General features: G+C 73.0%; 24 protein-coding genes, 2 tRNA genes and 2 pseudogenes. 14 read left to right on the top strand and 14 right to left on the bottom strand.

Annotated features, from left to right (window positions below; translation table 11 throughout):
* Positions 1–227 (top strand): annotated as a pseudogene (locus HCJ92_RS09600) (IS5/IS1182 family transposase); the annotation flags it as partial.
* On the opposite strand, the gene HCJ92_RS09595 reads toward HCJ92_RS09600, so the two are convergent.
* The 3 genes from HCJ92_RS09595 to HCJ92_RS09585 form a co-directional block, all read right to left on the bottom strand.
* Positions 199–786 (bottom strand): tyrosine-type recombinase/integrase, encoded by a 588-nt coding sequence (locus HCJ92_RS09595; protein ID WP_167933054.1) that lies wholly within the window; start codon positions 784–786, stop codon positions 199–201. The pseudogene HCJ92_RS09600 and the gene HCJ92_RS09595 overlap by 29 nt on opposite strands.
* Positions 787–890: 104 nt before the next feature.
* A tRNA-Ile gene (locus HCJ92_RS09590) sits at positions 891–964 on the bottom strand.
* Positions 965–1,153: 189 nt separating this feature from the next.
* A tRNA-Asn gene (locus tag HCJ92_RS09585) sits at positions 1,154–1,226 on the bottom strand.
* A 171-nt stretch (positions 1,227–1,397) separates the two neighbouring features.
* Here HCJ92_RS09585 and HCJ92_RS09580 point away from each other — a divergent pair.
* The 4 genes and pseudogenes from HCJ92_RS09580 (at position 1,398) to HCJ92_RS09570 (ending at position 3,472) form a co-directional block, all read left to right on the top strand.
* The gene (locus HCJ92_RS09580; protein ID WP_167933053.1) at positions 1,398–1,694 is read left to right on the top strand and encodes a YtxH domain-containing protein; all 297 of its coding nucleotides are present in this window, start codon (positions 1,398–1,400) and stop codon (positions 1,692–1,694) included.
* Between the two features lie 155 nt (positions 1,695–1,849).
* Positions 1,850–2,026, top strand: a pseudogene (locus HCJ92_RS25915) (VOC family protein); the annotation flags it as partial.
* A gap of 116 nt (positions 2,027–2,142) precedes the next feature.
* Entirely contained in the window at positions 2,143–2,232 is a 90-nt protein-coding gene (locus HCJ92_RS25910) for a hypothetical protein (RefSeq protein ID WP_338054101.1), read from the top strand.
* Positions 2,233–2,461: 229 nt separating this feature from the next.
* Positions 2,462–3,472, top strand: coding sequence for an NADP-dependent oxidoreductase (locus HCJ92_RS09570; protein WP_167933052.1), 1,011 nt, complete (start codon positions 2,462–2,464; stop codon positions 3,470–3,472).
* A 100-nt stretch (positions 3,473–3,572) separates the two neighbouring features.
* On the opposite strand, the gene HCJ92_RS09565 is transcribed toward HCJ92_RS09570, so the two are convergent.
* Positions 3,573–4,760: a C15 family peptidase gene (locus HCJ92_RS09565; protein ID WP_167933051.1), complete on the bottom strand. Its 1,188-nt coding sequence runs from the start codon at positions 4,758–4,760 to the stop codon at positions 3,573–3,575.
* Between the two features lie 215 nt (positions 4,761–4,975).
* On the opposite strand from HCJ92_RS09565, the gene HCJ92_RS09560 reads away from it, so the two are divergent.
* Entirely contained in the window at positions 4,976–5,263 is a 288-nt protein-coding gene (locus HCJ92_RS09560; protein ID WP_167933050.1) for a GlsB/YeaQ/YmgE family stress response membrane protein, read from the top strand.
* Between the two features lie 166 nt (positions 5,264–5,429).
* Here the strand turns inward: HCJ92_RS09560 and HCJ92_RS09555 are convergent, their stop codons facing one another.
* A complete protein-coding gene (locus tag HCJ92_RS09555) occupies positions 5,430–6,311 on the bottom strand; it encodes a GDSL-type esterase/lipase family protein (RefSeq protein ID WP_167933049.1) in 882 nt (293 codons plus the stop codon).
* Positions 6,312–6,589: 278 nt separating this feature from the next.
* On the opposite strand from HCJ92_RS09555, the gene HCJ92_RS09550 reads away from it, so the two are divergent.
* On the top strand, positions 6,590–7,084 hold the full coding sequence (locus tag HCJ92_RS09550) for a DUF3145 domain-containing protein (RefSeq protein ID WP_167933048.1): 495 nt from the start codon (positions 6,590–6,592) through the stop codon (positions 7,082–7,084).
* A gap of 161 nt (positions 7,085–7,245) precedes the next feature.
* Here HCJ92_RS09550 and HCJ92_RS09545 read toward each other — a convergent pair whose 3' ends face one another.
* From HCJ92_RS09545 to HCJ92_RS09525, 5 genes are all read right to left on the bottom strand, one after another.
* A complete protein-coding gene (locus tag HCJ92_RS09545; RefSeq protein WP_167933047.1) occupies positions 7,246–8,514 on the bottom strand; it encodes a beta-ketoacyl-ACP synthase II in 1,269 nt (422 codons plus the stop codon).
* A gap of 112 nt (positions 8,515–8,626) precedes the next feature.
* Positions 8,627–8,875, bottom strand: a complete 249-nt coding sequence (locus HCJ92_RS09540) for an acyl carrier protein (protein ID WP_167933046.1) — start codon at positions 8,873–8,875, stop codon at positions 8,627–8,629.
* 94 nt (positions 8,876–8,969) lie between these two features.
* Positions 8,970–9,974, bottom strand: a complete 1,005-nt coding sequence (locus tag HCJ92_RS09535; RefSeq protein WP_167933045.1) for a ketoacyl-ACP synthase III — start codon at positions 9,972–9,974, stop codon at positions 8,970–8,972.
* Between the two features lie 22 nt (positions 9,975–9,996).
* The gene (locus HCJ92_RS09530; protein ID WP_167933044.1) at positions 9,997–10,935 is read right to left on the bottom strand and encodes an acyltransferase domain-containing protein; all 939 of its coding nucleotides are present in this window, start codon (positions 10,933–10,935) and stop codon (positions 9,997–9,999) included.
* Positions 10,936–11,029: 94 nt separating this feature from the next.
* Complete coding sequence (locus tag HCJ92_RS09525; RefSeq protein WP_338054102.1) at positions 11,030–12,220, bottom strand: PucR family transcriptional regulator; 1,191 nt, start codon at positions 12,218–12,220, stop codon at positions 11,030–11,032.
* Positions 12,221–12,441: 221 nt separating this feature from the next.
* Between HCJ92_RS09525 and HCJ92_RS09520 the strand changes: the two genes are divergently transcribed.
* Both HCJ92_RS09520 and HCJ92_RS09515 read left to right on the top strand, forming a co-directional pair.
* Positions 12,442–13,152, top strand: a complete 711-nt coding sequence (locus HCJ92_RS09520; RefSeq protein ID WP_167933042.1) for a pirin family protein — start codon at positions 12,442–12,444, stop codon at positions 13,150–13,152.
* A 181-nt stretch (positions 13,153–13,333) separates the two neighbouring features.
* The gene (locus HCJ92_RS09515) at positions 13,334–14,545 is read left to right on the top strand and encodes a DUF2330 domain-containing protein (RefSeq protein ID WP_209310915.1); all 1,212 of its coding nucleotides are present in this window, start codon (positions 13,334–13,336) and stop codon (positions 14,543–14,545) included.
* 28 nt (positions 14,546–14,573) lie between these two features.
* Here the strand turns inward: HCJ92_RS09515 and HCJ92_RS09510 are convergent, their stop codons facing one another.
* Positions 14,574–15,404, bottom strand: a complete 831-nt coding sequence (locus tag HCJ92_RS09510; RefSeq protein ID WP_167933041.1) for a serine hydrolase domain-containing protein — start codon at positions 15,402–15,404, stop codon at positions 14,574–14,576.
* 217 nt (positions 15,405–15,621) lie between these two features.
* Between HCJ92_RS09510 and HCJ92_RS09505 the strand changes: the two genes are divergently transcribed.
* The gene (locus HCJ92_RS09505) at positions 15,622–16,053 is read left to right on the top strand and encodes a hypothetical protein (protein ID WP_167933040.1); all 432 of its coding nucleotides are present in this window, start codon (positions 15,622–15,624) and stop codon (positions 16,051–16,053) included.
* Between the two features lie 141 nt (positions 16,054–16,194).
* Here HCJ92_RS09505 and HCJ92_RS09500 read toward each other — a convergent pair whose 3' ends face one another.
* The 3 genes from HCJ92_RS09500 to aceE all read right to left on the bottom strand — a co-directional run bounded on the left by HCJ92_RS09500 (position 16,195) and on the right by aceE (position 21,554).
* A complete protein-coding gene (locus HCJ92_RS09500) occupies positions 16,195–17,079 on the bottom strand; it encodes a DUF4429 domain-containing protein (protein ID WP_167933039.1) in 885 nt (294 codons plus the stop codon).
* Positions 17,080–17,268: 189 nt separating this feature from the next.
* Positions 17,269–18,471, bottom strand: coding sequence for an alpha/beta hydrolase (locus tag HCJ92_RS09495; RefSeq protein ID WP_338054100.1), 1,203 nt, complete (start codon positions 18,469–18,471; stop codon positions 17,269–17,271).
* Between the two features lie 350 nt (positions 18,472–18,821).
* Entirely contained in the window at positions 18,822–21,554 is a 2,733-nt protein-coding gene (gene aceE, locus HCJ92_RS09490) for a pyruvate dehydrogenase (acetyl-transferring), homodimeric type (protein WP_167933038.1), read from the bottom strand.
* Positions 21,555–21,999: 445 nt separating this feature from the next.
* Here aceE and HCJ92_RS09485 point away from each other — a divergent pair, with 445 nt between their 5' ends.
* The 4 genes from HCJ92_RS09485 to HCJ92_RS09470 all read left to right on the top strand — a co-directional run bounded on the left by HCJ92_RS09485 (position 22,000) and on the right by HCJ92_RS09470 (position 25,224).
* Complete coding sequence (locus HCJ92_RS09485) at positions 22,000–22,428, top strand: DUF3052 family protein (RefSeq protein ID WP_167933037.1); 429 nt, start codon at positions 22,000–22,002, stop codon at positions 22,426–22,428.
* Positions 22,429–22,719: 291 nt separating this feature from the next.
* Positions 22,720–23,178, top strand: coding sequence for a peroxiredoxin (locus HCJ92_RS09480; protein ID WP_167933036.1), 459 nt, complete (start codon positions 22,720–22,722; stop codon positions 23,176–23,178).
* A gap of 117 nt (positions 23,179–23,295) precedes the next feature.
* The gene (locus HCJ92_RS09475) at positions 23,296–23,877 is read left to right on the top strand and encodes a TerD family protein (protein WP_167933035.1); all 582 of its coding nucleotides are present in this window, start codon (positions 23,296–23,298) and stop codon (positions 23,875–23,877) included.
* Between the two features lie 216 nt (positions 23,878–24,093).
* Positions 24,094–25,224 carry a DUF475 domain-containing protein gene (locus HCJ92_RS09470; protein WP_167933034.1) on the top strand — a complete coding sequence of 377 codons (1,131 nt, stop codon included), beginning with the start codon at positions 24,094–24,096 and terminating at the stop codon, positions 25,222–25,224.
* Positions 25,225–25,327: the final 103 nt, after the last annotated feature.

Genomic DNA, 25,327 nt, shown 5'->3' with positions numbered 1-25,327 from the left:
GCGAACTGCGAAAACGCCGCATCCTCCCGGTCATCTCCCGCAAAGGCCAGGCAGACATCCACGGCCTGGGCAAGCTCCGCTACGTCGTCGAGCAGACCTTCGCCCTCCTCCACCACTTCAAACGCCTCGCAACCCGATGGGAACGCCGACTCGAACTCCACGACGCACTCGTCTCCCTCGCCTGCTCACTCATCTGCTTCAGACGCCTGAAGAAGGCCACACCATGATCGTGTTACGAGCTTGTAGGGAGGGATCGGCCTCAACGGCCGATTGGAAGACGCTGAACAGCAACCCGTGCAGGTTGGCGATGGTCTTCGGGGAGTACGGTCGGCGCGTGGTGCCGGGCGGATGCTGGGGGCCCGGTCGTCCGGCCTGAAGGTCGAGCACCCACCTGCTGATGTGATCGCGCGTGATTCTGTGCCCTCGGTCGGAGACTGACAGTTCGCCAAACCACGGGCTCAGGTGGTTGTCGATGAACCTGGTGTAGTTGGTTCTCGTGTGCTCGGATATGTCCGTCAGCAGCCCCACGTAAGCGTGCGCATAGAGCGCGAACTTCTCCGAGTCCGGCATCGGCGGCTCGCCCGGCTCGACGAAGCCCTCCCCCTTGACCCACCCCGGCGGCCATTGCTGTCCGTGACCGTTGACGAGGTTGCGGAACCGTTTCGCCTGATCCTCGTCGTCGAAGGTCTCGCGGCACCAGCTCCCTGTTCGGGTTCCGCCGGCCCGCCAGAGGACTGTGAACGAGGGGTCTCCGGACAGCCGGGCGTTGGTCTTGATGTAAGCCATGGGGGCAGCTTACGAGGGGTGCGGTGCGGCGTTGGTGCGGCGAACGCGGCGCTTCCGTCAGCGTGAAACCTGCGTTCTCGCAGGTCACGGGGGGTGTCGCTGTGTGGGGCGGGTGGGACTCGAACCCACGGCCGACGGATTATGAGTCCGTTGCTCTAACCAGCTGAGCTACCGCCCCATCAGCGGCGCGTCGCGCACATCAGTGCGCGTCGTCTGCCGCAGCATAGCCGCTCATACGATCTCCCGCCCGGGCCGGGGGTGCTCGCGCGGGCTCGTCGTCGAAGCCATGGGGACATCGGTTCCCGTCTGGCCGGCTGCTATGCGCCGGAAACGCCGAAGGGCCCCGGACGGGGCCCTTCGGGTGATGCTCCCCCGACTGGACTCGAACCAGTAACCTGCCGGTTAACAGCCGGCTGCTCTGCCAATTGAGCTACAGGGGACTGCTCCGCGTGGGTACCGCATCCCGTTGCCGGGGGCGCTCCCTCGCTGCGAGCAATACATTAGCGCATGACAGGGGGTGCTCTGAAATCGGTAATCGGGGTACCCGGACGGTAGGGCTCCGGGCCGGCCGGTCCGGAGCGACGACGAGTGCAGGGAAGAGGGGCGTTCCGATGCGGAAGCTCACGTTCATCACCGGTGCCGCAGTGGGGTTCGTGCTCGGCGCGCGGGCCGGCCGGGGGTGCTACGACCGGATCGCCGCGTCCGCCCGGCGCATCGCCGACAACCCCGCCGTCCGCAACAGCGTGGAGACCGCGGCGCACAACGGCCGTGAGGCCGCCGTGCGGGCGGGCCACGCGGTGGCCGACCGCGCCGGCGACCGGCTGCCCGGTTCCCTGAGCCAGAAGCTGCGCTCGGTCCAGGGCCGCCAGAACCCGCTGGACGACGACTGGGGCAGCGGCGCCGCCTGACGCGGTGTCGAACGACCGTCCTCCGCTCCTGGCCCCCCGGGCCCCGCGGCGTGGCGGTCCCGGCGGGGGTGGGACGGTCCTGTCCCGCCCCCGCCGCGCTGCCCGGCAGGGCCCGGTGGCGCGATCACGACTCTCCGCACGAGAAGGAGGCAGCCATGCCCGTTCGTTGGTTCTCCACGGTGGTCGACTGCCGTGACGTCGTGGCGCAGGCCCACTGGTGGGCGCAGGTGCTCGGCTGGCGCGTCGCCGAGGAGACGTCCGAGGGGGCTGTCGTCGCCCCGCCCGCCGACGAGGGCGCTGCGACGCGAACGGGGCCCGTGCTGGCCTTCGTGCCGGTCCCCGAGCGCAAGACCGTCAAGAACCGGCTGCACATGGACCTCGCCCCGCCCCCCCCGGCTCCGACCGGGCGGTCGAGGCGGAGCGCCTGCTCGGGCTCGGCGCCCGCCGCGTGGACGTGGGGGAGGCGCACCCGTCCTTCGACGTCTTCGCGGACCCCGAGGGCAACGAGTTCTGCCTACTCTCGGGCGACTACGGCTGAGCCGCCCCTTCTCCCCACCTCCGCGCCCCACCTCCGTGCCCGCGCTGTTCGCCGGCGGCGAACAACGTGCGGGGCGGTCGCGGACGTTCCACCGTGACCCCGGCGGGTAGAGGTGGTCGACGGCCCGCCGCCGGTGCACACCGGCCCCGCCCCTGCTTCTCGGCGGCCCCCGCCGCCGCGGTTCGCCCGCCCGGTGAGCCGCTCCCGACCGCACGACGAGAGGAACCCGATGTCGCTCCCCGCCACCGGCCGATCCTGGCACCTCGCCTCACGTCCGCACGGCACCCCCGTCCCGGAGAACTTCGCGCTGCGCGAGGAACCGGTCCGCGCGCCGGGCGAGGGCGAGGTGCTGGTGCGCAACACGCACCTCTCGGTCGATCCCTACATGCGCGGCCGGATGAACGACCAGAAGTCCTACGTGCCGCCGTTCGCCCTGGACCAGCCCATGGACGGCGCGGCGATCGGCGAGGTGGTCGCCTCCGAGGCCGAGGGGCTCGTCCCGGGAGACCTCGTGGTGCACAACCTCGGCTGGCGCGAGTACGCGACGCTGCCGGCCCGGTACTCCGGCCCGGTGCCGCGCGACACCTCGCGTCCGTCCGTCTACCTCGGTGTCCTCGGCATGCCCGGCTTCACCGCCTGGGTCGGGTTGCGGGAGATCGCGGGCCTTCGGGAGGGCGACGCCGTCTTCGTCTCCGGGGCCGCCGGCGCGGTCGGCAGCACGGCCGGCCAGCTCGCCCGGTTGATGGGCGCCTCCCGGGTGGTCGGCAGCGCGGGCTCGGCGGCGAAGGTCGAACTGCTGACCACGGAGTACGGCTTCGACGCGGCCTTCGACTACCGCGCGGCACCGGTGCGCGAGCAACTGCCCGAGGCGGCGCCCGACGGCATCGACGTCTACTTCGACAACGTCGGGGGCGACCACCTCGAAGCGGCTCTCACCGCGATGCGGACGCACGGCCGCATCGTGCTCTGCGGGATGATCGCCCAGTACAACGCGACCGAGCCGCCGCCCGGCCCCAACAACCTCGGTCTGATGGTCGGCAAGCGCCTCCGGGCGCAGGGCATGATCGTCACCGATCACGAGGCGTCGCGCCCCGAGTTCCAGAAGCAGGTCACCGCCTGGGTCGAGTCCGGCGAACTGCGTTACCGGGAGACCGTGGTGGAAGGGCTGGAGAACACCCCTGAGGCGCTGCTGGGCGTCCTGCGCGGCGACAACACCGGGAAGATGATCGTGCGGCTCTGACCGGCCGTACAGCGACGCGGGCCCGGGGTGCCTCCCCCTGCGGGGAGACACCCCGGGCCCGAACGTCTCGTCGCTCCGGCGCGGCTGCGCCGGGGCGCGGTCACTCGGTGTCGTCCCCGACCGGGAGGGTGCCGGCGGCTACGGCGAGCAGCGTGCGGATCTGCGTGGTGATGTCCATGCGGCTGCCGACCAGCGTCCCGTCGGTGAACCGACCGGACGCCTCCGAGGCGTTCTCCTCGGCGAACCGCAGCACGGGGGTGTGGAGGTGCCCGCCCGGCACCCCCGGCGCCACCCGGTCGCGCAGCAGCGTCGCCCGGTACGCGACCTCGTTGGAGAGGTAGTCGCCACCGCCCCCCGCGCGAGCGGCGGACCCGTCGGTCGGGCCGTCGGCACGGTGCACCGGCTCATCGGAGCCCGCGGGGAGCTCGGTCACCGCGGTGTTGCCGCGCACGGTGTGCGGCCCGGTCGTGGCAGCCGTCATCGCGGCGTGCGGCAACGTGCCGACGGTCCACGGCGGGTTGGGCACACCCTCGGCGCCCGGGACCGGCGGCACCGGTCCCGGCGCGGTCTCCTTGAGGTTGTCGGTGCCCTCGCCGCGCCAGCCGGCGTTGTGCCGTTCCACGTCGAACACGCCGGGGCGGCCCTGGCTGACCGTCATGAAGAGGTGGACCCGACGGGGCCCCGGCTCCAGGTAGGGCCGCAGCGCCTGCTCCACGACACCGTCGGTGAAGTCGCGCCAGCGCACCGGCAGCACCACGGCCTCGATGTGCGCCGAGCGCCCGCAGTCGGTGCGGACGACCGTGCCGTGAAGCGCGAGCGCGGCGGCGCCGGAAGGGTTGCCGCGGCGGACGTCCGTGTCCAGTCCGAACGGGTCGAAGCCTGTCACCACGACCCGCAGCCGGTCCGGCCCGGCCGGGAGGCCGTTGAGGCCGATCCCGCGCGACTCCCGGCCGAGGACACCCAGCAGCTCGCCGGTGTCCACGGGGAACCCGGGCCGCCAGCCGCGGACCGCGCGCGCCAGTTCCAGCCGCGCCCAGTAGAGGGGACGGTCGTCGCCGTCGCCCTCGCGGAGCCGGCGTATCGCCTCCCGCCACAGCGAGCGGCCGTGGCGGGCGACGACCGCGGTCGCCTCCGGCGCCGAACCGGCGTCGGCGAGCGCGGCGAGGAGCCGGGGCGCGGCGCCGGCGAGCCCGCCGTGCTGGATCAGTCGCTGGGGAACGGCGCCGGTAAGGCGGTCCTCCTCGATGGTGGGTTGCGCTGTCTGCGCTTCCGACGATGGTGCGGGCACGGCCCCTCCGGGCGTTTTACGGGAACAGGCGGAACAAGGCGGGGGGACGACCCATGGTTACCAAAATTCACCGCTCCGCCAGAAGGTCTGCCCGGTCTCGTTACGGCGACGGTTTCCCCCGGGCCCGGCGGCTCGTCCCGGTGTGTGCTCCTCATGCCGGATTCGCCCGACGGGGGGATAGTGGAATCAGACCACGTAAGAGGAGGAGTCTGGACATGAGTGTTATCGCGTGGATTGTGATTGGTCTGATAGCCGGTGCGATCGCCAAGGCGGTTCTGCCCGGCCGTGCCAACTTCGGCATCATCCTGACCGCTGTGCTCGGCATCGCGGGAGGTCTGCTCGGCGGCTGGCTCGGAGTGGTCATCTTCGGTGTCGGCGTGGCCGGCTTCTTCTCCCTCTCCACCTGGATCTGCGCCATCGTCGGATCGCTCATCCTGCTGGGGCTGTACGGGATGGTTACCGGTCGAACGGCGCACCACGGCGGCAGGCACCAGCACGCCTGACCCTGACCGCGGCACCCCGCCGCGGCAGTGGGTGCCGCACACCCCGGGACGCGCGACGCGCGCCCCGGGGCGGCTCTGTCCCGGCGGCGGCGTACGGGGCAGCCCCCGACAGGGCGTCGCGGGCGACGCGTTCCCGGGGGCGCGCGGGGGAGGCGACCGGCGGGCGTCAGTCCTCGCGGCTGACGGCGGTGTACGCCAGCTCGGCGAGAGCGGCCTGCCCCTCACGGCTGGGGTGGAACCAGTCCCACTCGCTGAGGTCCTCCAGCCGGAAGGTGTAGTCGGCGACCGCGCCCCCGTCGAACCGGCAGAGGACGTCCTCGGCGCACACCTCGGCCAGCGCCTCGTTGTAGTCGTCCACCCGCTCCGCGACGGTGGCCCGACGCTCCTGCGTCTCTTCGTCGTCCGTGGCCGCGTCGCGCAGCATCGACTGGCAGATCCCGAACTGCCACGCCATCCGCGCGCGGTCCTCCTCGCGCCCGGTGCGCCACAGCTGCATCAGGTCCGGGACACTGGCCACGAAGATCTGCGCCTGCGGCGCCTCCTCCCGGATGACCTCCACGGTGCGGGTGAACGCGGCGCGGAACTCGTCCGTCTCGGTCATCCGCTCCGGGGTCCGGGTGCAGGCGTCGTTGGCGCCGGCCAGGACGGTCACGAGCTCGGGGTCGTTGGCGGCGGCGAGCCGGGCCTGGTCGGGCAGGTCGGCCATCATCGCGCCGGCGACCGCCTCGTTCCAGGTCTCCGCGGCACCGAGTCGGCTCGCGAGGCTGTCGACGTCCGGCTCGGTGCCGGTCGCCCAGGAGACCTCCGGGCAGTCCGCGAGCAGCTCGCAGGTGTCGAAGCCGGTGGTGATGGAGTCCCCGATGGCGGCGACCGTCGTCGGCTCGGGGTTCCAGCGCGGACCCGCCGACTCCTCGGGCCGGGAGTCCTCCTCGGCCTCCCCCCGGGTCGCGGACGGCTCCGGCGAGGAGGAGCACGCGGCCAGCGTCGCAGCGGCGAGCACCGCTGCGAGCGCGGGTCGGATCGGATGGGTGGGACGACTGACCGGCATGCGGCTCCCTGCTCCGGACGGGTTGACCTGGGTGTCGCCGCGGGACCGGCACCCCTGGCCGCACGGTAACTTGGGACCCGGTCCTGCCTGCGGGAGGGCCGGGTCCGCATCACCAGCGTAAGAGATCCGACCGCCGTCACACGCTTCTCCTTTTACCGAGACGTGGCTGTCCGTGGTGTTTACTGTTCGCTGAGTGACGATGCGCGGGCGTGGGCGACCCCGCGCCGGCTCGGGCTCGGCCGCCGGCCGGGCCCCGGCAGGAAAGGGCAGGAGGTCAGATGACCACGCGAGGTGTCCTGTACGTGCACTCCGCGCCGCGTGCGCTGTGCCCGCACATCGAGTGGGCCGTGGCCGGGGTGCTCGGCACCCGTGTCGGCCTCGACTGGACGAGACAGCCGGTCTCCCCGGGTACCTGGCGTGCCGAGCTGTCCTGGCAGGGGGCGGTGGGGACGGCCTCCCAGTTCGCGTCCGCGCTGCGCGGCTGGCAGCTGCTCCGGTTCGAGGTCACCTCCGAGCCGTGCGCCACCGCGGAGGGGGAGCGCTACAGCTGCACCCCGGGCCTCGGCATCTACCACGCCGTCACCGGCATCCACGGCGACATCATGATTCCCGAGGACCGGCTGCGGGCCGCCACCGCGCGCGCCGCGCTGGGGGAGAGCGACCTGGAGGCCGAGATCACACGGCTCCTCGGCAAGCCGTGGGACGACGAGCTGGAGCCGTTCCGCCACGCCGGGGAGGGCGCCCCTGTCCGCTGGCTCCACCAGGTGGTCTGAGGCCGGGGCCCGAGACCGGCGCCGGGACGGGAGCCCCGGCGGGTCGAACAACGGCTGTGGGGGCGGAACCCGGGAGGGTTCCGGCCCCACAGCCGTGATGGCGGCGCCGACGGGGTGCGCCCCGCCCGACGGATGGGTCGGGCGCGGCGTCGGACGCGGTGTCAGACGGTACGGAAGGCCAGCACCACGTTGTGCCCGCCGAAGCCGAACGAGTTGTTCAGCGCCGTCAGTGAGCCCTCGGCGGGCAGCGCGCGCGGCTCGTCGCGCACGACGTCCGCGTCCACCTCGGGGTCGAGCTCGTCGACGTTGAGGGTGGGCGGGGCCGTGCGGTGGTGCAGCGCCAGGACGGTGGCCACCGTCTCGATGCCGCCCGCGCCGCCCAGGAGGTGACCCGTCATCGACTTCGTGGCGGAGACCGCGACGTGGTCGACGTGGTCGCCCAGCACCTTGCGGAGGGCTTTGACCTCGGCGACGTCGCCCTGCGGGGTGGACGTGGCGTGCGCGTTGAGGTGCACGATCTCGGCGAGGTCGATGTCGGTGGCGTCCAGCAGGTTCTGCAGGGCGGCCGAGATGCCGCGGCCGGTGGGCTCGGGCTGCGCGATGTGGTGGCTGTCCGCGGAGAGGCCCTGGCCCAGCAGCTCGCAGTAGACGCGGGCGCCGCGGCGCTCCGCGTGCTCGGCCGACTCCAGGACCACCACGCCGGCGCCCTCACCGAGCACGAAGCCGGAACGGCCGGTGTCGTAGGGGCGGGACGCGCCTTGGGGGTTCTCGTTGTCCTTGGACATCGCCATCATGTTGGCGAACGCCGCGATGGGCAGCGGGTGCACGCACGCCTCGGTACCGCCGGTGACCACGATGTCCGCGCGACCGGTGCGGATCATCTCCGCCGCGTAGCCGATGGCCTCGGCGCCGGAGGCACAGGCGGAGACGGGGGTGTGCACCCCGGCCCGTGCACCGACCTCCAGACCGACGTTGGCCGCCGGGCTGTTGGGCATGAGCATCGGGACGGTGTGCGGCGAGACCCGCCGCGCGCCCTTCTCCAGCAGCACGTCGTACTGGTCCAGCAGGGTCGTCACGCCACCGATGCCGGAGGCGATGACCGTACCCAGCCGGTCGGGGTCCACGATGCCCCCGGCCTCACCGGCGGGACCGGTGAGGCCGGCGTCCGCCCAAGCCTCGCGGGCTGCGATCAGCGCGAACTGCGCCGACCGGTCCAGCCGCCTGGCGAGCGGCCGGGGCAGCACCTCGCCCGGCTCGACCGCGATGGACGCGGCGATCCGTACGGGCAGCTCGGCGGCCCATTCCTGCTCCAGGGGGCGCACACCCGACCGCCCAGCCATCAGGCCGTCCCAGGTCGATGCGCTGTCGCCGCCCAGGGGCGTGGTGGCGCCGATACCGGTGACGACCACCGTTCGATTGGTCGCGTTCACGGGATTGTCTGCTCCGCATGTCGAGGTTGGTGGAACTCCGCCACCCCGAGAGGGGTGGCGGCAGGCACGTGACACGGGCGGCCGGGAGCCGTCCGCAGCGGACCGGGTGGGGTCAGCTCTGGTGCTCCAGGATGTAGTTGGTGGCGTCGCCGACGGTCTTCAGACCCTTGACGTCGTCGTCCGGGATCTTGACGTCGAAGCGCTCCTCGGCGGCGACGACGACCTCGACCATGGACAGCGAGTCGACGTCCAGGTCGTCGGTGAACGACTTGTCCTCGGCGACGTCCTCGGTCGGGATCCCGGCGATCTCGTTCACGATCTCGGCGAGACCGGTGATGATCTCTTCCTTCGTGGCAGCCATGTGCGCCGCTCCTTTGAATCTCTGTGTGCCGCGGCGAACCGCGTGGGTGTGATGTGACGGGCCGGCGGGACGCCGATCCGTCGGGGGATATGTCCTAGGGGAGGGTAACGACTGTCGCCGCGTACACGAGACCCGCCCCGAAGCCGATGAGCAGCGCGGTGTCGCCGCTCTTGGCCTGACCGGTGGCGAGCATCCGCTCCATCGCCAGGGGGATGGAGGCGGCGGAGGTGTTACCCGTGGTCTCCACGTCCCTGGCGATCGCCACGTGGTCGGGGAGTTTGAGGGTCTTGGCCAGCGAGTCGATGATCCGCATGTTGGCCTGGTGCGGGATGAAGACGTCGAGCTGCTCGGGGGAGACTCCCGCAGCGTCCAGCGCCTCGGCGGCGACCTTCGCCATCTCGAACACCGCCCAGCGGAAGACCGTCTGGCCCTCCTGCCGGAGCGCCGGGAAGCGGGCGACCTCACCGTCGCGGTAAGCGGTCCACGGGGTGGTCTGCTCGATCACGTCGGCCTTGTCGCCCTCCGACCCCCACACCGTGGGGCCCATGGCCGGCACGTCGGAGGGACCGATGACCACGGCGCCGGCGCCGTCACCGAAGAGGAAGGCCGTGGAGCGGTCCTCCCGGTCGGTGAGCTCCGAGAGCCGCTCGACACCGATGACGACGACGTACTCCGCGCTGCCCTCGACCACCATGCCCTTCGCGACGGCCAGGCCGTAGCCGAAGCCGGCGCACGCGGCGGAGATGTCGAACGCGGCGGCCTTGCCGGTCCCCAGCCGGTGGGCGATCTCGGTCGCCACCGAGGGGGTCTGCATGAAGTGCGAGACCGTGGCGACGACCACCGCGCCGACCTGCTCCGGGCCGATCCCGGCGTCCGCGAGGGCCTTGCCGGCCGCGGCCAGGGACATCTCGGCCACCGTCTCGTCGTCGTTGGCCCAGTGGCGGGTCACGATGCCGGAGCGGGAGCGGATCCACTCGTCCGAGGAGTCGATGTGCTTCAGGATCTCCTCGTTGGGCACGACCCGCTGCGGGCGGTAGCCGCCGGTGCCGAGAATGCGCGCGAAGGGCGCACCCTTGCTCGACCTGAGAGACGCTGCCATCGTCTGAGGGCTCCTGTTCGGCTTAGTGCTCGCCCGCGGAGTACTCCGCGACGAGTTCACGGGCTGCGGAGAGTTCGTCGGGTGTCTTGACCGCCAGGTTCCGCACACCCGGGAGCGCACGCTTGGAGAGCCCCGCGAGTGTGCCGCCGGGGCAGACCTCGACGAGCGCGGTGACGCCCTCGGCCCGGAAGGTCTCCATGCACAGGTCCCAGCGGACCGGGTTCGACACCTGGGCGACGAGGCGGGAGAGCACGTCCTTGCCCTCGACCACCACCGCGCCGTCCGCGTTCGAGACGTACCGCACCACCGGGTCGCCCGGGGTCAGGCCGAGCGCGGCCTCCTCCATGGCGGACACCGCCGGCGCCATGTGCGCGGTGTGGAACGCGCCGGCGACCTTGAGCGGCATGACGCGGGCCTTCTCGGGCTTGTCCGCGGCGAGGGCGGCCAACTGCTCGGTGGTGCCGGCCGCGACGACCTGCCCGGCGCCGTTGACGTTTGCCGGGGTGAGACCCAGCTCGGCGAGCTTCGCCGCGACCTGCTCCGGGTCGCCGCCCAGCACGGCGGACATGCCCGTGTCGGTGACGGTGGCGGCCTCCGCCATCGCCAGACCACGACGGCGAACCAGGACCATCGCCTCCTCGGGCGACAGCACCCCGGCGAACACGGCGGCGGCCAGTTCGCCGACGCTGTGGCCGGCGACCACCGCGGGGGCCGGGCCGGCGGCCGGCAGCCCGCCGAGCACGGCCTCGGCCGACAGCAGCGACGCCGCCACCAGCAGCGGCTGGGCCACCGCGGTGTCACGGATCGCGTCGGCGTCGGCCTCGGTGCCGTAGTGCACCAGGTCGAGGTCGATCGCGTCGGACCACCCGCGCAGCCGGTCGGCGGCGCCGGGCAGTTCGAGCCAGGGGGTCAGGAAGCCAGGCGTCTGGGCGCCTTGGCCGGGAGCGACGAGAACGAGCACCCTCACACTCTCTCGCGGTCGCGGTGCCCGACGCGGGTGGGGACCGTCACCAAGAACCTCGGGGCAAATTGTCACCCTCCGACAAAAGACGTGCTCAGCGCGAGGTCCCCGCCTCGCCCGCGCTGAGCCGTCCCAGCATGAGGGCGACACGAAGCGTGAAGGCGGAGCGAACATCGGACGGCGACCAGCCGGTGACGTCCGTCACCCGTCGAAGCCGGTACCGGACGGTGTTGGGGTGCACGAACAACATTCGCGCGGCACCCTCCAGGCTGTTGGCCTGTTCCAGATAGACGCTGAGTGTCTCCAGCAGCGCCGACCCGGCCCGCTCCAGCGGTCTGTAGATCTCCTCCACCAGCAGACCCCTGGCGGTGGCGTCCCCCGCCATGGCCCGCTCCGGCAGCAGGTCGTCCGCCGCCACCGGCCGCGGCGCGTCCGGCCACGCCGCGCAGGCGCGGAGTCCGGCGGTCGCCGCCTGCGCGGATCGGGTCGCCGCCTGGAGGTCCTCCACCAGGGGCCCCGCCACCACGGGACCGGCCGCGAACGGGGCGATCAGCGACTTCGCCGCCCGCAGCGGATCGTCCGTGCCCCCGACGATCACCACCAGTCGCTTGCCCAGCACCCCCGTCAGGACCTGCATCTTCGCGTACCGGGCGGCACGGCGGATCGCCTCCACCGTCAGTTCGTTGTCCGCGTCGGGCGCCGACCCCACCACCACCGTCACCCGCTCCGGGGAGTCCCAGCCCAGCGCCGCGGCCCGCGAGACGTCACCCTCGTCGGCCTCACCCGAGACCACGGCGTTGACCACCAGCGACTCCAGCCGCGCGTCCCACGCGCCGCGGGCCTCCGCGGCCTGCGCGTACACCTGAGCGGTGGCGAACGCGATCTCCCGGGCGTAGACGAGCAGGGCGCCGCGCAGGGCGTCCTCACCGCCGGGGGCCGCGATCTCGTCGACCGCGGTCTCCACCACCTCGATGGTGGTGCGCACCATCTCCACCGTCTGCCGCAGCGTCACCGCCCGCGTCAGCTCGCGCGGCGCGGTGCCGAAGACGTCGGTGGAGATGGCCTGCGGCGCCCCCGGGTGGCGGAACCACTCGGTGAAGGCGGCGATCCCCGCCTGGGCCACCAGGCCGATCCACGACCGGTTCTCCGGTGGCATCACGCGGTACCAGGACAGGTTCTCGTCCATCCGCGCGATGGCGGCGGCGGCGAGCTTGCCCGCCGAGCGCTCCAGGTTCCGGACGGTCGCGGCGTGCACGGGCCCGACGGGGCCCCGGGCCCCGGGCACGTTCCCCGCCGCGCGGCTCACCCGCGGCGCGCGCGGATCGGCCGTGGCGTTGTTCTCCTGCTCAGGTGTGTCGGACACGGTCCCAGCCTGCCTCATCGGCGCCGCCGGGCAATCCCCAGGGGTCGGCCCCGGCCACGGCGGCGCCCACCCCGGCGCGGAGCCCCGCCGGTGCGGACCGGGCGCACGCGGCGCCCACCCCGGGGCGCCGATACGCTGGGCGCATGGACGTGCACCGGGGCACCGGGGTCGATGTCAGGCGGGCCGCCGACCGGTACCGGGGCGGCGACGAGGCGGCCGGTGTCCGGACCCGGCACGCGTTCTCGTTCTCCGGCTTCTACGACCCGGACAACCTCCGCTTCGGCCCGTTGACCGCCTGCAACGAGGAGCTGCTCGCACCCGGCGCGGGATACGCGGAGCACACCCACCGCGACCTGGAGATCGTGACCTGGGTCGTCGAGGGGGAGCTGACCCATCGGGACAGCGCGGGGAACGCCACGGTGGTGCGCCCCGGAGACCTCCAGCGGCTCACCACCGGCGACGCGGCCCGCCACGTGGAACGCAACGACGGTGCGGTCCCGCTCCGCTTCCTCCAGATGTGGCTGGTGCCCGACACCCCCGGCGGGGGCACCGAGTACGCGGTGGAACGCGGGCTGGCGCCCGGCGTCGGCCACCGGCTCCCGCGCACCGACGCGACGTTCCTGGTGGCGCGGCCGGCGCCGGGGGAGGCGGTGGCGATGCCGCGGACGCCGCTGGCGCACCTGCAGGTGGTGCGGGGAGAGGCGCTGCTCGGCACCGCCCGGCTCGCCCCCGGCGACGAGGCGCGGATCTCCGCTCCCGCGGGGCAGCGGCCCGACCTCGTCGGCGGGGCCACCGGCACCGAGCTGCTGTTGTGGGGGCTGCACCCGCCCGCCGCTCGGCCGCGCGGGGGATGACGGCCCGTGAGGACACCCCGCGCCCGCGACGACACTCCGCGACGGCCGGGGCGAGCGGGGCGACGAGGCGGGCGGTTCTGCGCCGCCGGCCGACGCGGGGGAGGGGAACCCCGCTCCGTGCGGCGGCGTCGGAGTCGTGGGACCGACGGCGTGCGCCGTCGGCCGGCGGGAGGGGCTGCCCATGCGGGGGAACACGGCGACGAGGAGCGGTACCGGCGGACGCGGCGGCGGGGGCGGCCCCCGGGCGCGCTGCGCACGGACCGGGCGCCGGCGGCTCACCGCAGCGCTGACCACGGTCGTACTGCTCGCCCTCACCCAGCTCACGGCACTGGCCTGGCCCGCTCACGCCTGTGGGTGCGGAGCCATGGTCACCGCCGACGGCAGCGAGCTGCTGGTGACCGAGGAGACCTCGGTGGTGGTGTGGGACGGGGACGGCACCCAGCAGATCGTGATGCGGCTGACCGTGGACGGCGACGCCGCGGCGGCGGCCTGGGTCATGCCGGTGCCGGGCCGGGCGGAGGTGACCCTGGCCGAGCCGGAGCTCTTCACCGAACTGGACGCCGTCGTCGCGCCGGAGCGACGGGTCGACCGCTACTTCTGGCCACGTCCCGGCGACTGGCCGCGGGCGGAGCAGGACACCGCGGGGTCCTCCGAGGGGTCCGCCCCACCGGTGGAGGTGGTGAGCCAGGACCGGCTGGGGCCGTTCGACGTGTCACGGCTGGCGGCCGGCGACCCGGCGGCGCTGGCGCGCTGGCTGGAGAACCACGGGTTCGCACTCTCCGGCAGCCTCGCCGGGGCGCTGGAGCCCTACGTCGCCGCGGGGTGGGAGTACGTCGCGGTCCGCCTCGCCCCCGAGGGCGAGGCGGGCGGGCGCGGGCCGGTGCTGTCCGGACCGCTGGAGCCACTGCGGCTGACCTTCGCCACCGAGCGCCCGGTCTACCCGATGCGGCTGTCGCGGCTGGCGGACACCCAGCAGTTCCTGCGGCTCTTCGTCCTCGCGGACCACCGGACCACCACCGAGGGCACCATCGGCGGCGACCCGGTCGACGTCGTCTTCGCGGGCAGGCTCACCCCGGACGAACTGCCGCGCGGCGCGCTCCGGCAGCTCGTCGGGGAGGGGCGCTTCCTGACCCTGCTCCACCAGGACTTCCCCGACCCCGGCCGGATCGACGGCGACCACCACCTGGTCAAGGCCGGGAGCGACGAGGAGTTCCGCCGGGTCGAGTCACGCGAGGAGCTGCTGACCTGGGGGCCGGTCCCTGCCTGGCAGCCGGTGGTCGGGGCGCCCGTGGCGCTCGCCGTCGTGGCGGCCTTCGCGGTCGCCCGGGTGCGCCGCCGACGGTCGGAGACGCGCCCGGGTGCCGCGACCGGCGCGCAGGGCGAGCCGGGGTGAGCCGACCCGCGGCCGGTGGGCGGCCGGCTCAGCCGCGCGCGCGGGCAAGCTCCGCGAGTACCGAGTCGGTGAACGCCGGCCACGCCTCGGCCGCCCACGGGCCGAAGGCCCGGTCGGTCAGGGCCACGCACGCCGCGCCCGCCTCGGGGTCCACCCAGAGGAAGGTGCCGGACTGCCCGAAGTGACCGAACGTCCGCGTCGAGGACCGCTCGCCGGTCCAGTGCGGTGCCTTGCCGCCGCGGATCTCGAACCCGAGGCCCCAGTCGTTCGGCTTCTGGTGGCCGAACCCCGGCAGCACGCCGGAGAGACCGGGGAAGTGCACACCGGTCGCGTCGGTCAGGGTCCGGGCCGACAGGAGTCGCGGCGCCTGGAGCTCGGCGGCGAACTGCCTCAGGTCGGCCAGGGTGGAGACCGCGTCGCGGGCCGGCGAGCCGTCCAGCGTGGTGGCGGTCATCCCCAGGGGGTCCAGCACACCCTCACGCAGGTAGTCGGCGAACGGGATGCCGGTGGCCGCCGCCAGGTGGTCGCCGAGCCGCTCGAACCCCGCGTTGGAGTAGAGGCGGCGTTCCCCGGGCGGGGACGTGACCCGGTCCTCGTCGAAGGCGAGACCTGAGGTGTGGGCCAGCAGGTGCCGGAAGGTCGACCCCTCCGGCCCGGCCGGCTCGTCCAGTTCGACCGCGCCCTCCTCGACCGCCAGCAGCGCGGCGTAGGCGGCGAGCGGCTTGGTGACCGAGGCGAGCGGGAAGCGGTGGTCGTCGGGACCGTGCGTCCCGGCGACGGAACCGTCGGCGAGGACCACGGCGGCAGCCGCCGTGGGAACGGGCCACTGTTCGATGAGCGCCAGAGACTGCATGTGCATGCCCCCGACCCTATGCGCTCCCGCCGCTGCCCCCACGGGCCGGTGGCACCGGGCGCCGCCGACGCCCGGCGGCGGCGGTCCTCTCCCGCGCCGGGGCGGGGGCTCCGTGGCCGGGCCATGACATCGAGGGTGGCCCGTCGCGCGCCGGTGGAATAGCATCCACGCCAGGCGTGACCGTGCGGTTCCGTCGACACGGTGGTCTGCTGGGGGCTGGAAGATGATGTGTTCGCAGTGCCAGATCGGCCGGCCCTGGGACGCCAAGGGGCGCTGCCGGCCCTGCTCGATCGGCAACGTGAACCTCGGGGCGCCCGTCCCCGCCGGCCCGGGCGCCGCCGCCCAGCCCGCGCCGCCGCCCGCGAACCTCTCCATGACCCCCGCGCCGGAGGCGCCGGCCGTCCCGGTCGCCGCGCCGAAGGCACCGGTGGCGTGCAGCCAGTGCTGGATCGGGGTGGCCTGGGACGACGAGGGGCGCTGCCGGCCCTGCTCCGACGGCAGGGTGCGGTTGGCGCCCGCCGCGCTCCGCAAGGAACTCACCGCGTCGACCGAGGAGGAGGCGCCGCCCGCGCGCTCGGCGCTCTCCCGTGCGCGGCGCTGGTTCGGCGAGCGCCGGGGCGGCGACACCGCATCCGCTGACGACTCCGGGGAGTGAGTGAGCGCGCTGCCCCGGCGGGAGGCCCGCACGGCCGGAGCCCCGGTTCGGACCGCCGGCGCCCGTCCCCGCCGCCCGGTGGCGCCGCGCCCCGTGGCCGCCGACCACCGTGGGTCCTGCGGCGTCCGGCGCGCTCGGGCGTCACAGTTGTGAGAGCAGCTCCCGCTTCTTGGCGGTGAACTCGTCGTCGGTCAGCAGCCCCGCACCGTGCAGCTCCCCCAGGTGCCGGATGCGCTCGGCGATGTCGGCCGGGTCGCCCCGCTGCTCCCGCGCGGGTTCCGGCACGCCCCCGAACTCCGGCTCGGCCTCCTGGACCGCCTCCAACACGCTCGCCGCCAGCGGCAGCGACTCGTGGACGAGGCCGTACCCCAGGGCGAAGACCACGGCGGCGGGGTCCTGGTCGGCGGGTGGCGGTGCCGGGTCGGTCACCGCGAGCCCGTCGGCACCGCGCCGCACGAGCCGCAGACAGCCGCCGGAGCCCTCCGGCGAGCGCCAGTCGACCCCCGCCAGCTCGCTGACCTGGAAGGTCTGGTCACCGGCCTTCCACTTGGCGGAGGTCGCCCCGGTCCAGAACCAGCGGAACGAGACGGCCTTGCCGTCGAACGCGACCTTGCCGTCGTAGGCCTTGAACGACAGCGGTGTCGCCGGTGCTGCGACCAGGAAGCGGTCCGCCGGCTCGGCGGCGTCCGGCCGGAGCGCCTCGCGCAACCGGACTGCCGCCTCCTCCGCCTCCTGCCGCCGCTCCTCCGGGAGCACCAGCCGGTAGGGGTTGGTGGCGGCACGCAGCTGCCCACCCGCGGCCTCGACCAGCGGGTCCGCGCCGTCCCGCGGCGTGGCGAACACTTCGACCGTGCCCCGTTTCGACCCCGGGGCGACCTCGACCGCACTCAGTGCCGCGTACGGGACGCGGCGCTCTCCCAGCACGTGGAAGAGCTTCGGTGTGCGGATCCCCCGTTCGAAACGGATGAGCATCGAGTCGGTGTCGAACTCCCATGAGGAGTGGATTCCGGCCAGCACATCACCCATACGGGTCATCGTAATCGGGGAAGCGCCCTTACTGGCTACCCTCTGCGCGCGACGGGTGGCCGATTCACGCCATTACGCAGCTCAGCGCGGGTGTGCGACTGTCTACTCGTCCGTAGGCCGTCGGGGTGACGCGGCGGTCGGCGACCTCGGTGGCGCGGGTCGGACGGCGGCTGGCGCGCACGGGCCCCGTCACGTCGGGAGCCCCCTCGGCACGCAGTACGGGCCCTCCCCGCCGCGCGCGGCACGGTCCACCAGCCCAGCGCCGATCCGCCCGAACGCGGTCAGGCTGTCCGTCCCGGGGAGGAAGTACCCCCCGTGCCCGGGAACGTCCTCGCCCGCCACGGGCAGCGCGCCGAAGGCCGGGTCGGCGGGATCCGGACCGTGGCCCAGCGGCCCGACGGCGAGGTGTGGCACGTCCCTGATCCAGTCGGCGGGGGAACGCGCGGCCCAGATGCGCGCCCGGGTGCCCAGCTCTCCGGCGTGCGCGGCCCGCATCCCCGGGCTCCCCGCGACGGCGATGTCCGTCACCCGCTTCGGCAGGTCGGACGCGGCCAGCCCGCAGACCACCGACCCGTACGAATGGCAGAACAGCGCGACGGTCGCGTCCCCGGGGAGCGCCGCGACCGTCGCCGTGAGCCGGCGGGCGCCCTCCTCGGCCGGGCCGGCCGTCGCGGCGGAGACCTTCACCCCGCGCGGCGCGGTGTAGTCCGCCCAGGCGATGACGGCGGTGCGGCGGCCGGGGTCGGCCTCGCGCTGCTGCGCGTACAGCGCGTGCGCCATGCCGACCGGCGCGCGGTACCGGAGCCGCGTGCGTTCGAAGGTGAGCAGGTCGGTGTCGACGCCGGGTACGACGACCGAGACGCGCTCCGCCTCGTCCAGGTCGCCGACGACCTCCGCCACCCGGCCGCTCCCGGTGGGGTCGAAAGCGAGGATCTGCCGCCCCTCGGCGAGGAGCGAGGAGAGGCGGTGCGCCCGCCGTGACGACTCGTGGCGGCCGACCGGGGACAGCCGTCGGTCCTGGCTGCGGGTCTGCTCCCGCTCCCGGGCCGCCGCGAGGGCGTGGCGGTTGGCCGCGTACCGGACCTCGGCCGGCGCGCCGCCGAGGTTGCCGACGACGAGCGGGTGGCGCTCCGCCAGCAGGAACTGCTTGCGGTGGCCGAGGGAGGCGAAGAAGTCGGCGACGACCTCCGGCCCGGACAGCGGGTCGGGCAGGTCGGTACCGGTGATGGTGTCCTGGCGCCAGGCCTGCAACTGGCCTGCTTGGCCGCCGGGTTCGAGTGTCTCGTTGCGGTGGAGCCACCCGGAGGTGAGCAGCACGGCGAGCACCACCGCCAGGCTCGTCAGGACGCGCCGGACGGTGGTCGCCGAGCGTACGGACCGCAGGTGCTCCACCGGTCAGCATCCTAGGAGGGCGACCGGGGTGTCCCGCCACGGCCCGAAGGCCCCGACCTGGGGCTTTCAGTGTGTCCTCCGCCACAACGGGCACCGGAGTGGACGCCGGGCGCACGCTGCGGGGAGCGCGTCGACAGCTGGCGCGCCACCGGTCCCGCACTGCTGCCGTACACCCGCGCCGACCCCGACGGCGCCTGTTCCCGGGCGGCCCCCCCCACCCGACCGCCCGCCCCGCGCAGCCGCGGCCGGGACCGGGGAGTGTCACCCCCGGGAAACGCCGGACGCCCGGGAGCCGTGGGGCTCCCGGGCGTCCTCGCCGGCCGCATGGGCCGAAGGTGTCACGTGGCGCGTCAGGCGTCGCCGCCCGCGGCGCCGGGGTCGGCCGCCGCCACGTCCCGCAGCTGGTAGCGGTCGATGGCCTGCTTCAGCGCCGACCGGTCGACCTTGCCCTCACGGGCGAGCTCGGTGAGCACGCCGAGCACGATCGACTCCGCGTCGATGTTGAAGTGGCGCCGCGCCGCGCCGCGGGTGTCGGCGAAGCCGAACCCGTCGGCGCCCAGCGACTGGTAGGTGCCCGGCACCCAGCGCGCGATCTGGTCCGGAACGGCACGCATCCAGTCCGAGACGGCCACGAACGGACCCTCGGCACCCTTGAGCTTGCGGGTGACGAACGGGACCTGCTGCTCCTCCTCGGGGTGGAGGAGGTTGTGCCGCTCCACCTCGACGGCGTCGCGCCGCAGCTCGTTCCAGGAGGTCGCGGACCAGACGTCGGCCCGCACGTTCCACTCCTCGGCGAGGATGCGCTGCGCCTCGACCGCCCACGGGACGGCTACACCGGAGGCCAGGATCTGCGCCGGGATCTCCCCGCCCTGCCCGGGGGCGAAGCGGTGGATGCCCTTGAGGATGCCCTCGACGTCGGCGTCCTCCGGCTCGGCCGGGTGCTTGATCGGCTCGTTGTAGACCGTGAGGTAGTAGAAGACGTCCTCGGCGTTCTCGCCGTACATCCGCCGCAGACCGTCGCGGACGATGTGGGCGATCTCGAAGCCGAACGCCGGGTCGTACGCCACACACGCCGGGTTGGTGGAGGCCAGCAGGTGCGAGTGGCCGTCGGCGTGCTGGAGCCCCTCACCGGTGAGGGTGGTCCGGCCGGCGGTCGCGCCGAGGACGAAGCCCCGAGCGAGCTGGTCGGCCATCTGCCAGAACTGGTCACCGGTCCGCTGGAACCCGAACATCGAGTAGAAGACGTAGATCGGGATCAGGTGCTCGCCGTGCGTGGCGTAGGACGAGCCGGCGGCGATCAGGGAGGCGGTGCACCCCGCCTCGCTGATGCCGTCGTGCAGCATCTGCCCGGTCGGCGACTCCTTGTAGGAGAGCAGCAGCTCCCGGTCGACCGACTCGTAGGTCTGGCCCAGCGGGTTGTAGATCTTCGCCGAGGGGAAGAACGCGTCCATGCCGAAGGTCCGGTACTCGTCCGGTGCGATCGGCACGAAGCGGTTGCCGATCTCCTTGTCCCGCATGAGGTCCTTCAGTACCCGCACGAACGCCATGGTGGTGGCGATCTCCTGCGAGCCGGAGCCCTTCCGGGCCGTGGCGTAGGCCTTGTCGCCGGGCAGCGCCAGCGGCTTGGAGCGGTCCACCCGCGTCGGTACGTACCCGCCCAGCGCCCGGCGCCGGTCGTGCATGTACTGGATCTCCTCGGAGTCCCGGCCCGGGTGGTAGTACGGCGCGACGCCGTCCTCCAGGTCCTTGTCCGGGACGGGGATGTGGAGGCGGTCGCGGAAGCGCTTGAGGTCCTCGACCGTCAGCTTCTTCATCTGGTGGGTCGCGTTGCGGCCCTCGAAGTTGGGACCCAGCGTCCAGCCCTTGACGGTCTGCGCCAGGATCACCGTGGGCTGGCCCTTGTGGGTCTTCGCGGCCTGGTAGGCGGCGAAGACCTTGCGGTGGTCGTGACCGCCGCGGCCCAGGTGGAGGATCTCCTCGTCCGACATCTTCTCGACCATGGCGCGCAGCCGCTGGTCGTCACCGAAGAAGTGGTCGCGGATGTAGCCGCCGGTCTCGGTGGCGTAGGTCTGGAACTGGCCGTCGGGCGTGGTGTTGAGCTTGTTGATCAGCACCCCGTCGCGGTCCTGGGCGAGCAGCGGGTCCCAGGAGCGGTCCCACACCAGCTTGACGACGTTCCAGCCGGCGCCGCGGAAGACGGACTCCAGCTCCTGGATGACCTTGCCGTTGCCGCGGACCGGACCGTCCAGACGCTGGAGGTTGCAGTTGACCACGAAGGTCAGGTTGTCCAGGCCCTCGCGCGCGGCGAGCGTCAGCTGGCCCAGCGACTCCGGCTCGTCCATCTCGCCGTCGCCGAGGAAGGCCCAGACGTGCGACTTCGAGGTGTCGGCGATGCCGCGGGCCTGGATGTAGCGGTTCATCCGCGCCTGGTAGATCGCGCCGAGGGGGCCGAGACCCATCGAGACGGTCGGGAACTCCCAGAACTCCGGCATCAGCCGCGGGTGCGGGTAGCTGGAGAGGCCGTCGGGGGCCTTCGACTTCTCCTGGCGGAAGGCGTCGAGGTGGGTCTCGTTGAACCGGTCCAGCAGGAAGCCGCGGGCGTAGATGCCGGGGGAGGCGTGCCCCTGGAAGAAGATCTGGTCGCCGCCGTCGCCCTCGTCCTTGCCACGGAAGAAGTGGTTGAAGCCCACGTCGTAGAGGGAGGCCGACGAGGCGAAGGTGGCGATGTGGCCGCCGACGCCGATGCCGGGGCGCTGTGCGCGCGAGACCATGACGGCCGCGTTCCAACGCGTCGCGTTCAGGACCTTGCGCTCGATCTCCTCGTCACCGGGGAAGAACGGCTCGTCCTTGGTCGCGATCGTGTTGACGTAGTCGGTGGAGTTCATCTCCGGGACCGCCACGCGCTGGGCGCGGGCCCTTTCGATCAGCCGCAGCATCAGGTAGCGGGCGCGCTCCCGGCCGCGTTCGTCCACCGCGGCGTCGAGGGAGTCCAGCCACTCCTGCGTTTCCTCGGGGTCAAAATCCGGGACCTGGCTGGGAAGGCCACCAATGATGATCGGGTTGCGATCGGATGCGGAAGCCACGCTGTTCCTTCGCTCTGAGTTGTCTTGCTCTGCTGGTGTCGCGCCGCCTTCCATCGTGTACCTCCGGAAGCGAAACGTCATCTCTACTGGAAGGTAACTCCCAGGTGATGAGACGCCCGTCCTCGTGAGCGACGTGCCCGGCCGGGCAGGCGGTCGCAGGGGCGACCGACCGGCAACCCTACGCGCGCGCCTGCGGGTGGTTCCCGGGCGGGCTCCGTGTCGTGCGCCACCCGAATCCGGGGCCGGGGCCACGAAGCGGCGAGCGAAGATCAAACTGTGTCTTTAATCACGCAACCGGACGTACTGTGGAGCCAGAAGTCAACCTTTGGGCGGGCGCGTCGGCCCGGTACTTGCGTGATCCGCTCCGCCCGTGTGGACTACCGCTCAGGCTCGCGCGTGCGCGAGCCTGAAACAGTACTTCACAACCAAGGACAGGAGGCCATCCGTGAGCGCGACCGCGGACCACGCGGAGGAGCGGACCAACCCCGCCGAACGGCTGGGTTTCCAGCCCGGGCAGGTGGTCCAGGAGCTCGGCTACGACGATGACGCCGAGCAGGAACTCCGTGAGGGAATCGAGGCCATCACGGGCCAGTCACTCGTCGACGAGGACCACGACGACGTGGCGGATGCCGTGGTGCTGTGGTTCCGCGACGACGACGGTGACCTGACCGACGCGCTGGTGGATGCCACGACACTGATCGACCCGGGCGCCCCCGTGTGGCTGCTCACCCCCAAGACGGGGCGTGAGGGCTACGTGGAGCCGAGTGAGATCGGCGAGGCCGCCCAGACGGCCGGCCTGGCACAGACCAGCACGATCAGCGCCGGCAAGGACTGGTCCGGCAGCCGCCTGGTGACGCCCAAGGGCCGCAGGTAGCCCGCCCGGCGGACCGGCCCGGGCGGCCGACCGCCCGAACAAGCCGTCCCCGGCGCCCCGCAGGGCGCCGGGGACGGCCGCGTAGGGTGGGAACGTCCCCGCCCGCCGCACCCTCCGCCGCCGACGGCGCGCACCCCGTGCCCGCCGACCGCCATCCCGGCCCGCTCGGCGGCGGCCGTACCGCCCGCCCCACGGGCGACCGTCAGGTGTGCGACACCAGGTGACGACCGGGCCCGCTTCCCGGGCCCGGACCCAGGTCCGTCAGCACAGGAACCAGAAAGGGGAGCGCGCGTGGCGATCGTGCCCGGCTCCAAGGCGCCCGACTTCACCCTCCGCAACCAGCACGGCGAGAGCGTGAGCCTCTCCGACTTCCGCGGTGAGAAGAACGTCGTCCTGCTCTTCTACCCGTTCGCCTTCACCGGCACCTGCACCGGCGAGCTGTGCGCCCTGCGCGACCGCCTGCCCACCTTCGTCAACGACGACGTGCAGCTGCTCGCCGTCTCCAACGACGCCCCGTTCTCGCTGCGGGTCTTCGCCGAGCAGGAGGGCCTGGAGTACCCGCTGCTGTCGGACTTCTGGCCGCACGGTGAGGTCTCCCGCGCCTACGAGGTGTTCGACGAGGCCAAGGGCTGCGCGCTGCGCGGCACCTTCATCATCGACAAGGAGGGTGTCGTGCGCTGGACCGTCGTCAACGGTCTGCCCGACGCCCGCGACCTCGACGAGTACGTCACCGCGCTCCAGGCGCTGTGATCCGGCCCCCGCCCGCCCCGCCCGACGGCGCGGGCGGCGGGGCCCGTTCCCGCTCCCACCTGCTCGGCTGGCATATTTGAGCGGGACCCGATGACCTGAAGAACACTGGAGGATTACGTGGGAGTCAGCCTCATCAAGGGCGGCAACGTCTCGCTGACGAAGGCGGCGCCGAACCTGACCGCCGTCACCGTGGGGCTGGGCTGGGAGGCCCGCGCGACGACCGGCGCCGACTTCGACCTCGACGCCAGCGCCCTCCTCGCCGGTGCGGCCGGCAAGGTGCTCAGCGACGCGCACTTCATCTTCTTCAACAACCTGAAGAGCCCTGACGGTGCCGTCGAGCACATGGGCGACGAGCTGGTCGGCGGCGCCGGGGAGGCGGAGGACGAGGAGGAGATCACCGTCGACCTCGCCACTCTCTCGCCCGAGGTGGACAAGGTGGTCTTCCCGGTGTCGATCTACGACGCCGAGACCCGTCAGCAGAACTTCGGTCAGGTGCGCAACGCCTACATCCGGATCGTCAACCAGAGCGACGGCAACGAGCTCGCCCGCTACGACCTGTCCGAGGACGCCTCCTCGGAGACCGCCATGGTCTTCGGCGAGCTGTACCGGCACGGCGCGGAGTGGAAGTTCCGAGCCATCGGCCAGGGCTACGCCTCCGGACTGCGCGGCATCGCGCTGGACTACGGGGTCAACGTCTGAGCCGTCGCGGCGCGACTCGTCCTGTCGCCGGGGCGCGCGGCCCGCGGCCCGCACCACAACAGAACACCCCGTCCGGCCCAGTGGCCGGAACCGCGACCGGTGCCGCGCTCGTTCCTCTCACGGGGAGCGGGCGCGGCACCGGTCGCTGAGCTCGTCCCGCCGCCGTCGAGAGCGCGGCCGGCCGCCTGGTCGGCCGCCGGGGAGAATGAGGACGCAGTGATCTGGAAGACGTTCGGCTGGTCCTTCGGCGTGACGGTGGTGGGGCTCGCCGCCGCCTTCTGGTTCTGGGGGTGGGAGGGGTTCGCGGTCGTCGCGATCCTCTCCGTGCTGGAGATCTCGCTCTCCTTCGACAACGCGGTGGTCAACGCGGGCATCCTGAAGCGGATGTCGCTCTTCTGGCAGAAGATCTTCCTCACCATCGGCATCCTGATCGCCGTCTTCGGCATGCGGCTGGTGTTCCCGGTGGCCATCGTCGCCGTCACGGCGGGGGTGGGGCCCGTCGAGGCGGTCCGGCTGGCCATGGACGACCCGGACACCTACGAGATGATGGTGACCGACGCGCACCCGTCGATCGCCGCCTTCGGCGGCATGTTCCTGTTGATGATCTTCCTCAACTTCATCTTCCAGGAGCGCGAGGTCCACTGGATCGGCCCGCTGGAGCGGGTCCTCGCCAAGCTGGGACGCATCGACGGCTTCGCGGTCGGCGTCGCCCTCGCCGGCCTGCTGCTGACCGCTTCCACCATCGCCACCCACGCCTACCAGCACGGCGGCACCCACGCCGACAAGTCGGCGACGGTGCTGCTCTCAGGTGTCGCCGGTGTACTGACGTACCTGCTGGTCGGCGGGTTGTCGGGCTTCTTCGAGAAGAAGCTGGAGGAGGACGGGAGCCGGATCGCCGCCACCCAGGACGCCGCGGAGCGGGCCGGGCGGCAGCCGAGTGTCGTGGGGGCCACCGGCAAGGCCGCGTTCTTCCTCTTCCTCTACCTGGAGGTGCTGGACGCCTCGTTCTCCTTCGACGGCGTCATCGGTGCCTTCGCCATCACCAACCACATCTTCTGGATGGCGCTGGGGCTGGGCATCGGCGCGATGTACGTCCGCTCCCTCACCATCTACCTGGTGCGCGAGGGCACCCTCGACGCCTACCGGTACCTGGAGCACGGAGCCCACTACGCGATCGGCGCCCTGTCGGTGATGCTGCTGGTCTCCATCCGCTGGCACCTTCCGGAGCTGGTGACCGGCGGGCTCGGGGCCGGGTTGATCGCCGCCGCCTTCTGGTCGTCGGTGCGGGCCAACCGCGCTGACGTGGCGGCGGGCGGCACCAAACCCACCGTCGGCGCGGGAGGCTGACGGCGGGGCGGCCCAGCGGCCCAGCGGTCGATCGGGCGGTGCGACGCGGTGGCCGGCGGTGGGCCAGGGCCGGCGCTCCGGGGCCGGCCGCCCGTCCCGGGGC

The sequence above is a fragment of the Streptomyces spiramenti genome, from assembly GCF_012034385.1.
Classification (GTDB): domain Bacteria; phylum Actinomycetota; class Actinomycetes; order Streptomycetales; family Streptomycetaceae; genus Streptomyces; species Streptomyces spiramenti.
This window is presented reverse-complemented; position numbering and strand designations above follow the sequence as displayed.

What these genes read in the sequence shown, in the direction of transcription:
- HCJ92_RS09595 (WP_167933054.1), bottom strand. Translation starts at nt 786, where the DNA reads ATGGCTTACATCAAGACCAACGCCCGGCTGTCCGGAGACCCCTCGTTC.
- HCJ92_RS09580 (WP_167933053.1), top strand. Translation starts at nt 1,398, where the DNA reads ATGCGGAAGCTCACGTTCATCACCGGTGCCGCAGTGGGGTTCGTGCTC.
- HCJ92_RS09570 (WP_167933052.1), top strand. Translation starts at nt 2,462, where the DNA reads ATGTCGCTCCCCGCCACCGGCCGATCCTGGCACCTCGCCTCACGTCCG.
- HCJ92_RS09560 (WP_167933050.1), top strand. Translation starts at nt 4,976, where the DNA reads ATGAGTGTTATCGCGTGGATTGTGATTGGTCTGATAGCCGGTGCGATC.
- HCJ92_RS09555 (WP_167933049.1), bottom strand. Translation starts at nt 6,311, where the DNA reads ATGCCGGTCAGTCGTCCCACCCATCCGATCCGACCCGCGCTCGCAGCG.
- HCJ92_RS09550 (WP_167933048.1), top strand. Translation starts at nt 6,590, where the DNA reads ATGACCACGCGAGGTGTCCTGTACGTGCACTCCGCGCCGCGTGCGCTG.
- HCJ92_RS09540 (WP_167933046.1), bottom strand. Translation starts at nt 8,875, where the DNA reads ATGGCTGCCACGAAGGAAGAGATCATCACCGGTCTCGCCGAGATCGTG.
- HCJ92_RS09535 (WP_167933045.1), bottom strand. Translation starts at nt 9,974, where the DNA reads ATGGCAGCGTCTCTCAGGTCGAGCAAGGGTGCGCCCTTCGCGCGCATT.
- HCJ92_RS09520 (WP_167933042.1), top strand. Translation starts at nt 12,442, where the DNA reads ATGGACGTGCACCGGGGCACCGGGGTCGATGTCAGGCGGGCCGCCGAC.
- HCJ92_RS09515 (WP_209310915.1), top strand. Translation starts at nt 13,334, where the DNA reads ATGCGGGGGAACACGGCGACGAGGAGCGGTACCGGCGGACGCGGCGGC.
- HCJ92_RS09510 (WP_167933041.1), bottom strand. Translation starts at nt 15,404, where the DNA reads ATGCACATGCAGTCTCTGGCGCTCATCGAACAGTGGCCCGTTCCCACG.
- HCJ92_RS09505 (WP_167933040.1), top strand. Translation starts at nt 15,622, where the DNA reads ATGATGTGTTCGCAGTGCCAGATCGGCCGGCCCTGGGACGCCAAGGGG.
- HCJ92_RS09500 (WP_167933039.1), bottom strand. Translation starts at nt 17,079, where the DNA reads ATGGGTGATGTGCTGGCCGGAATCCACTCCTCATGGGAGTTCGACACC.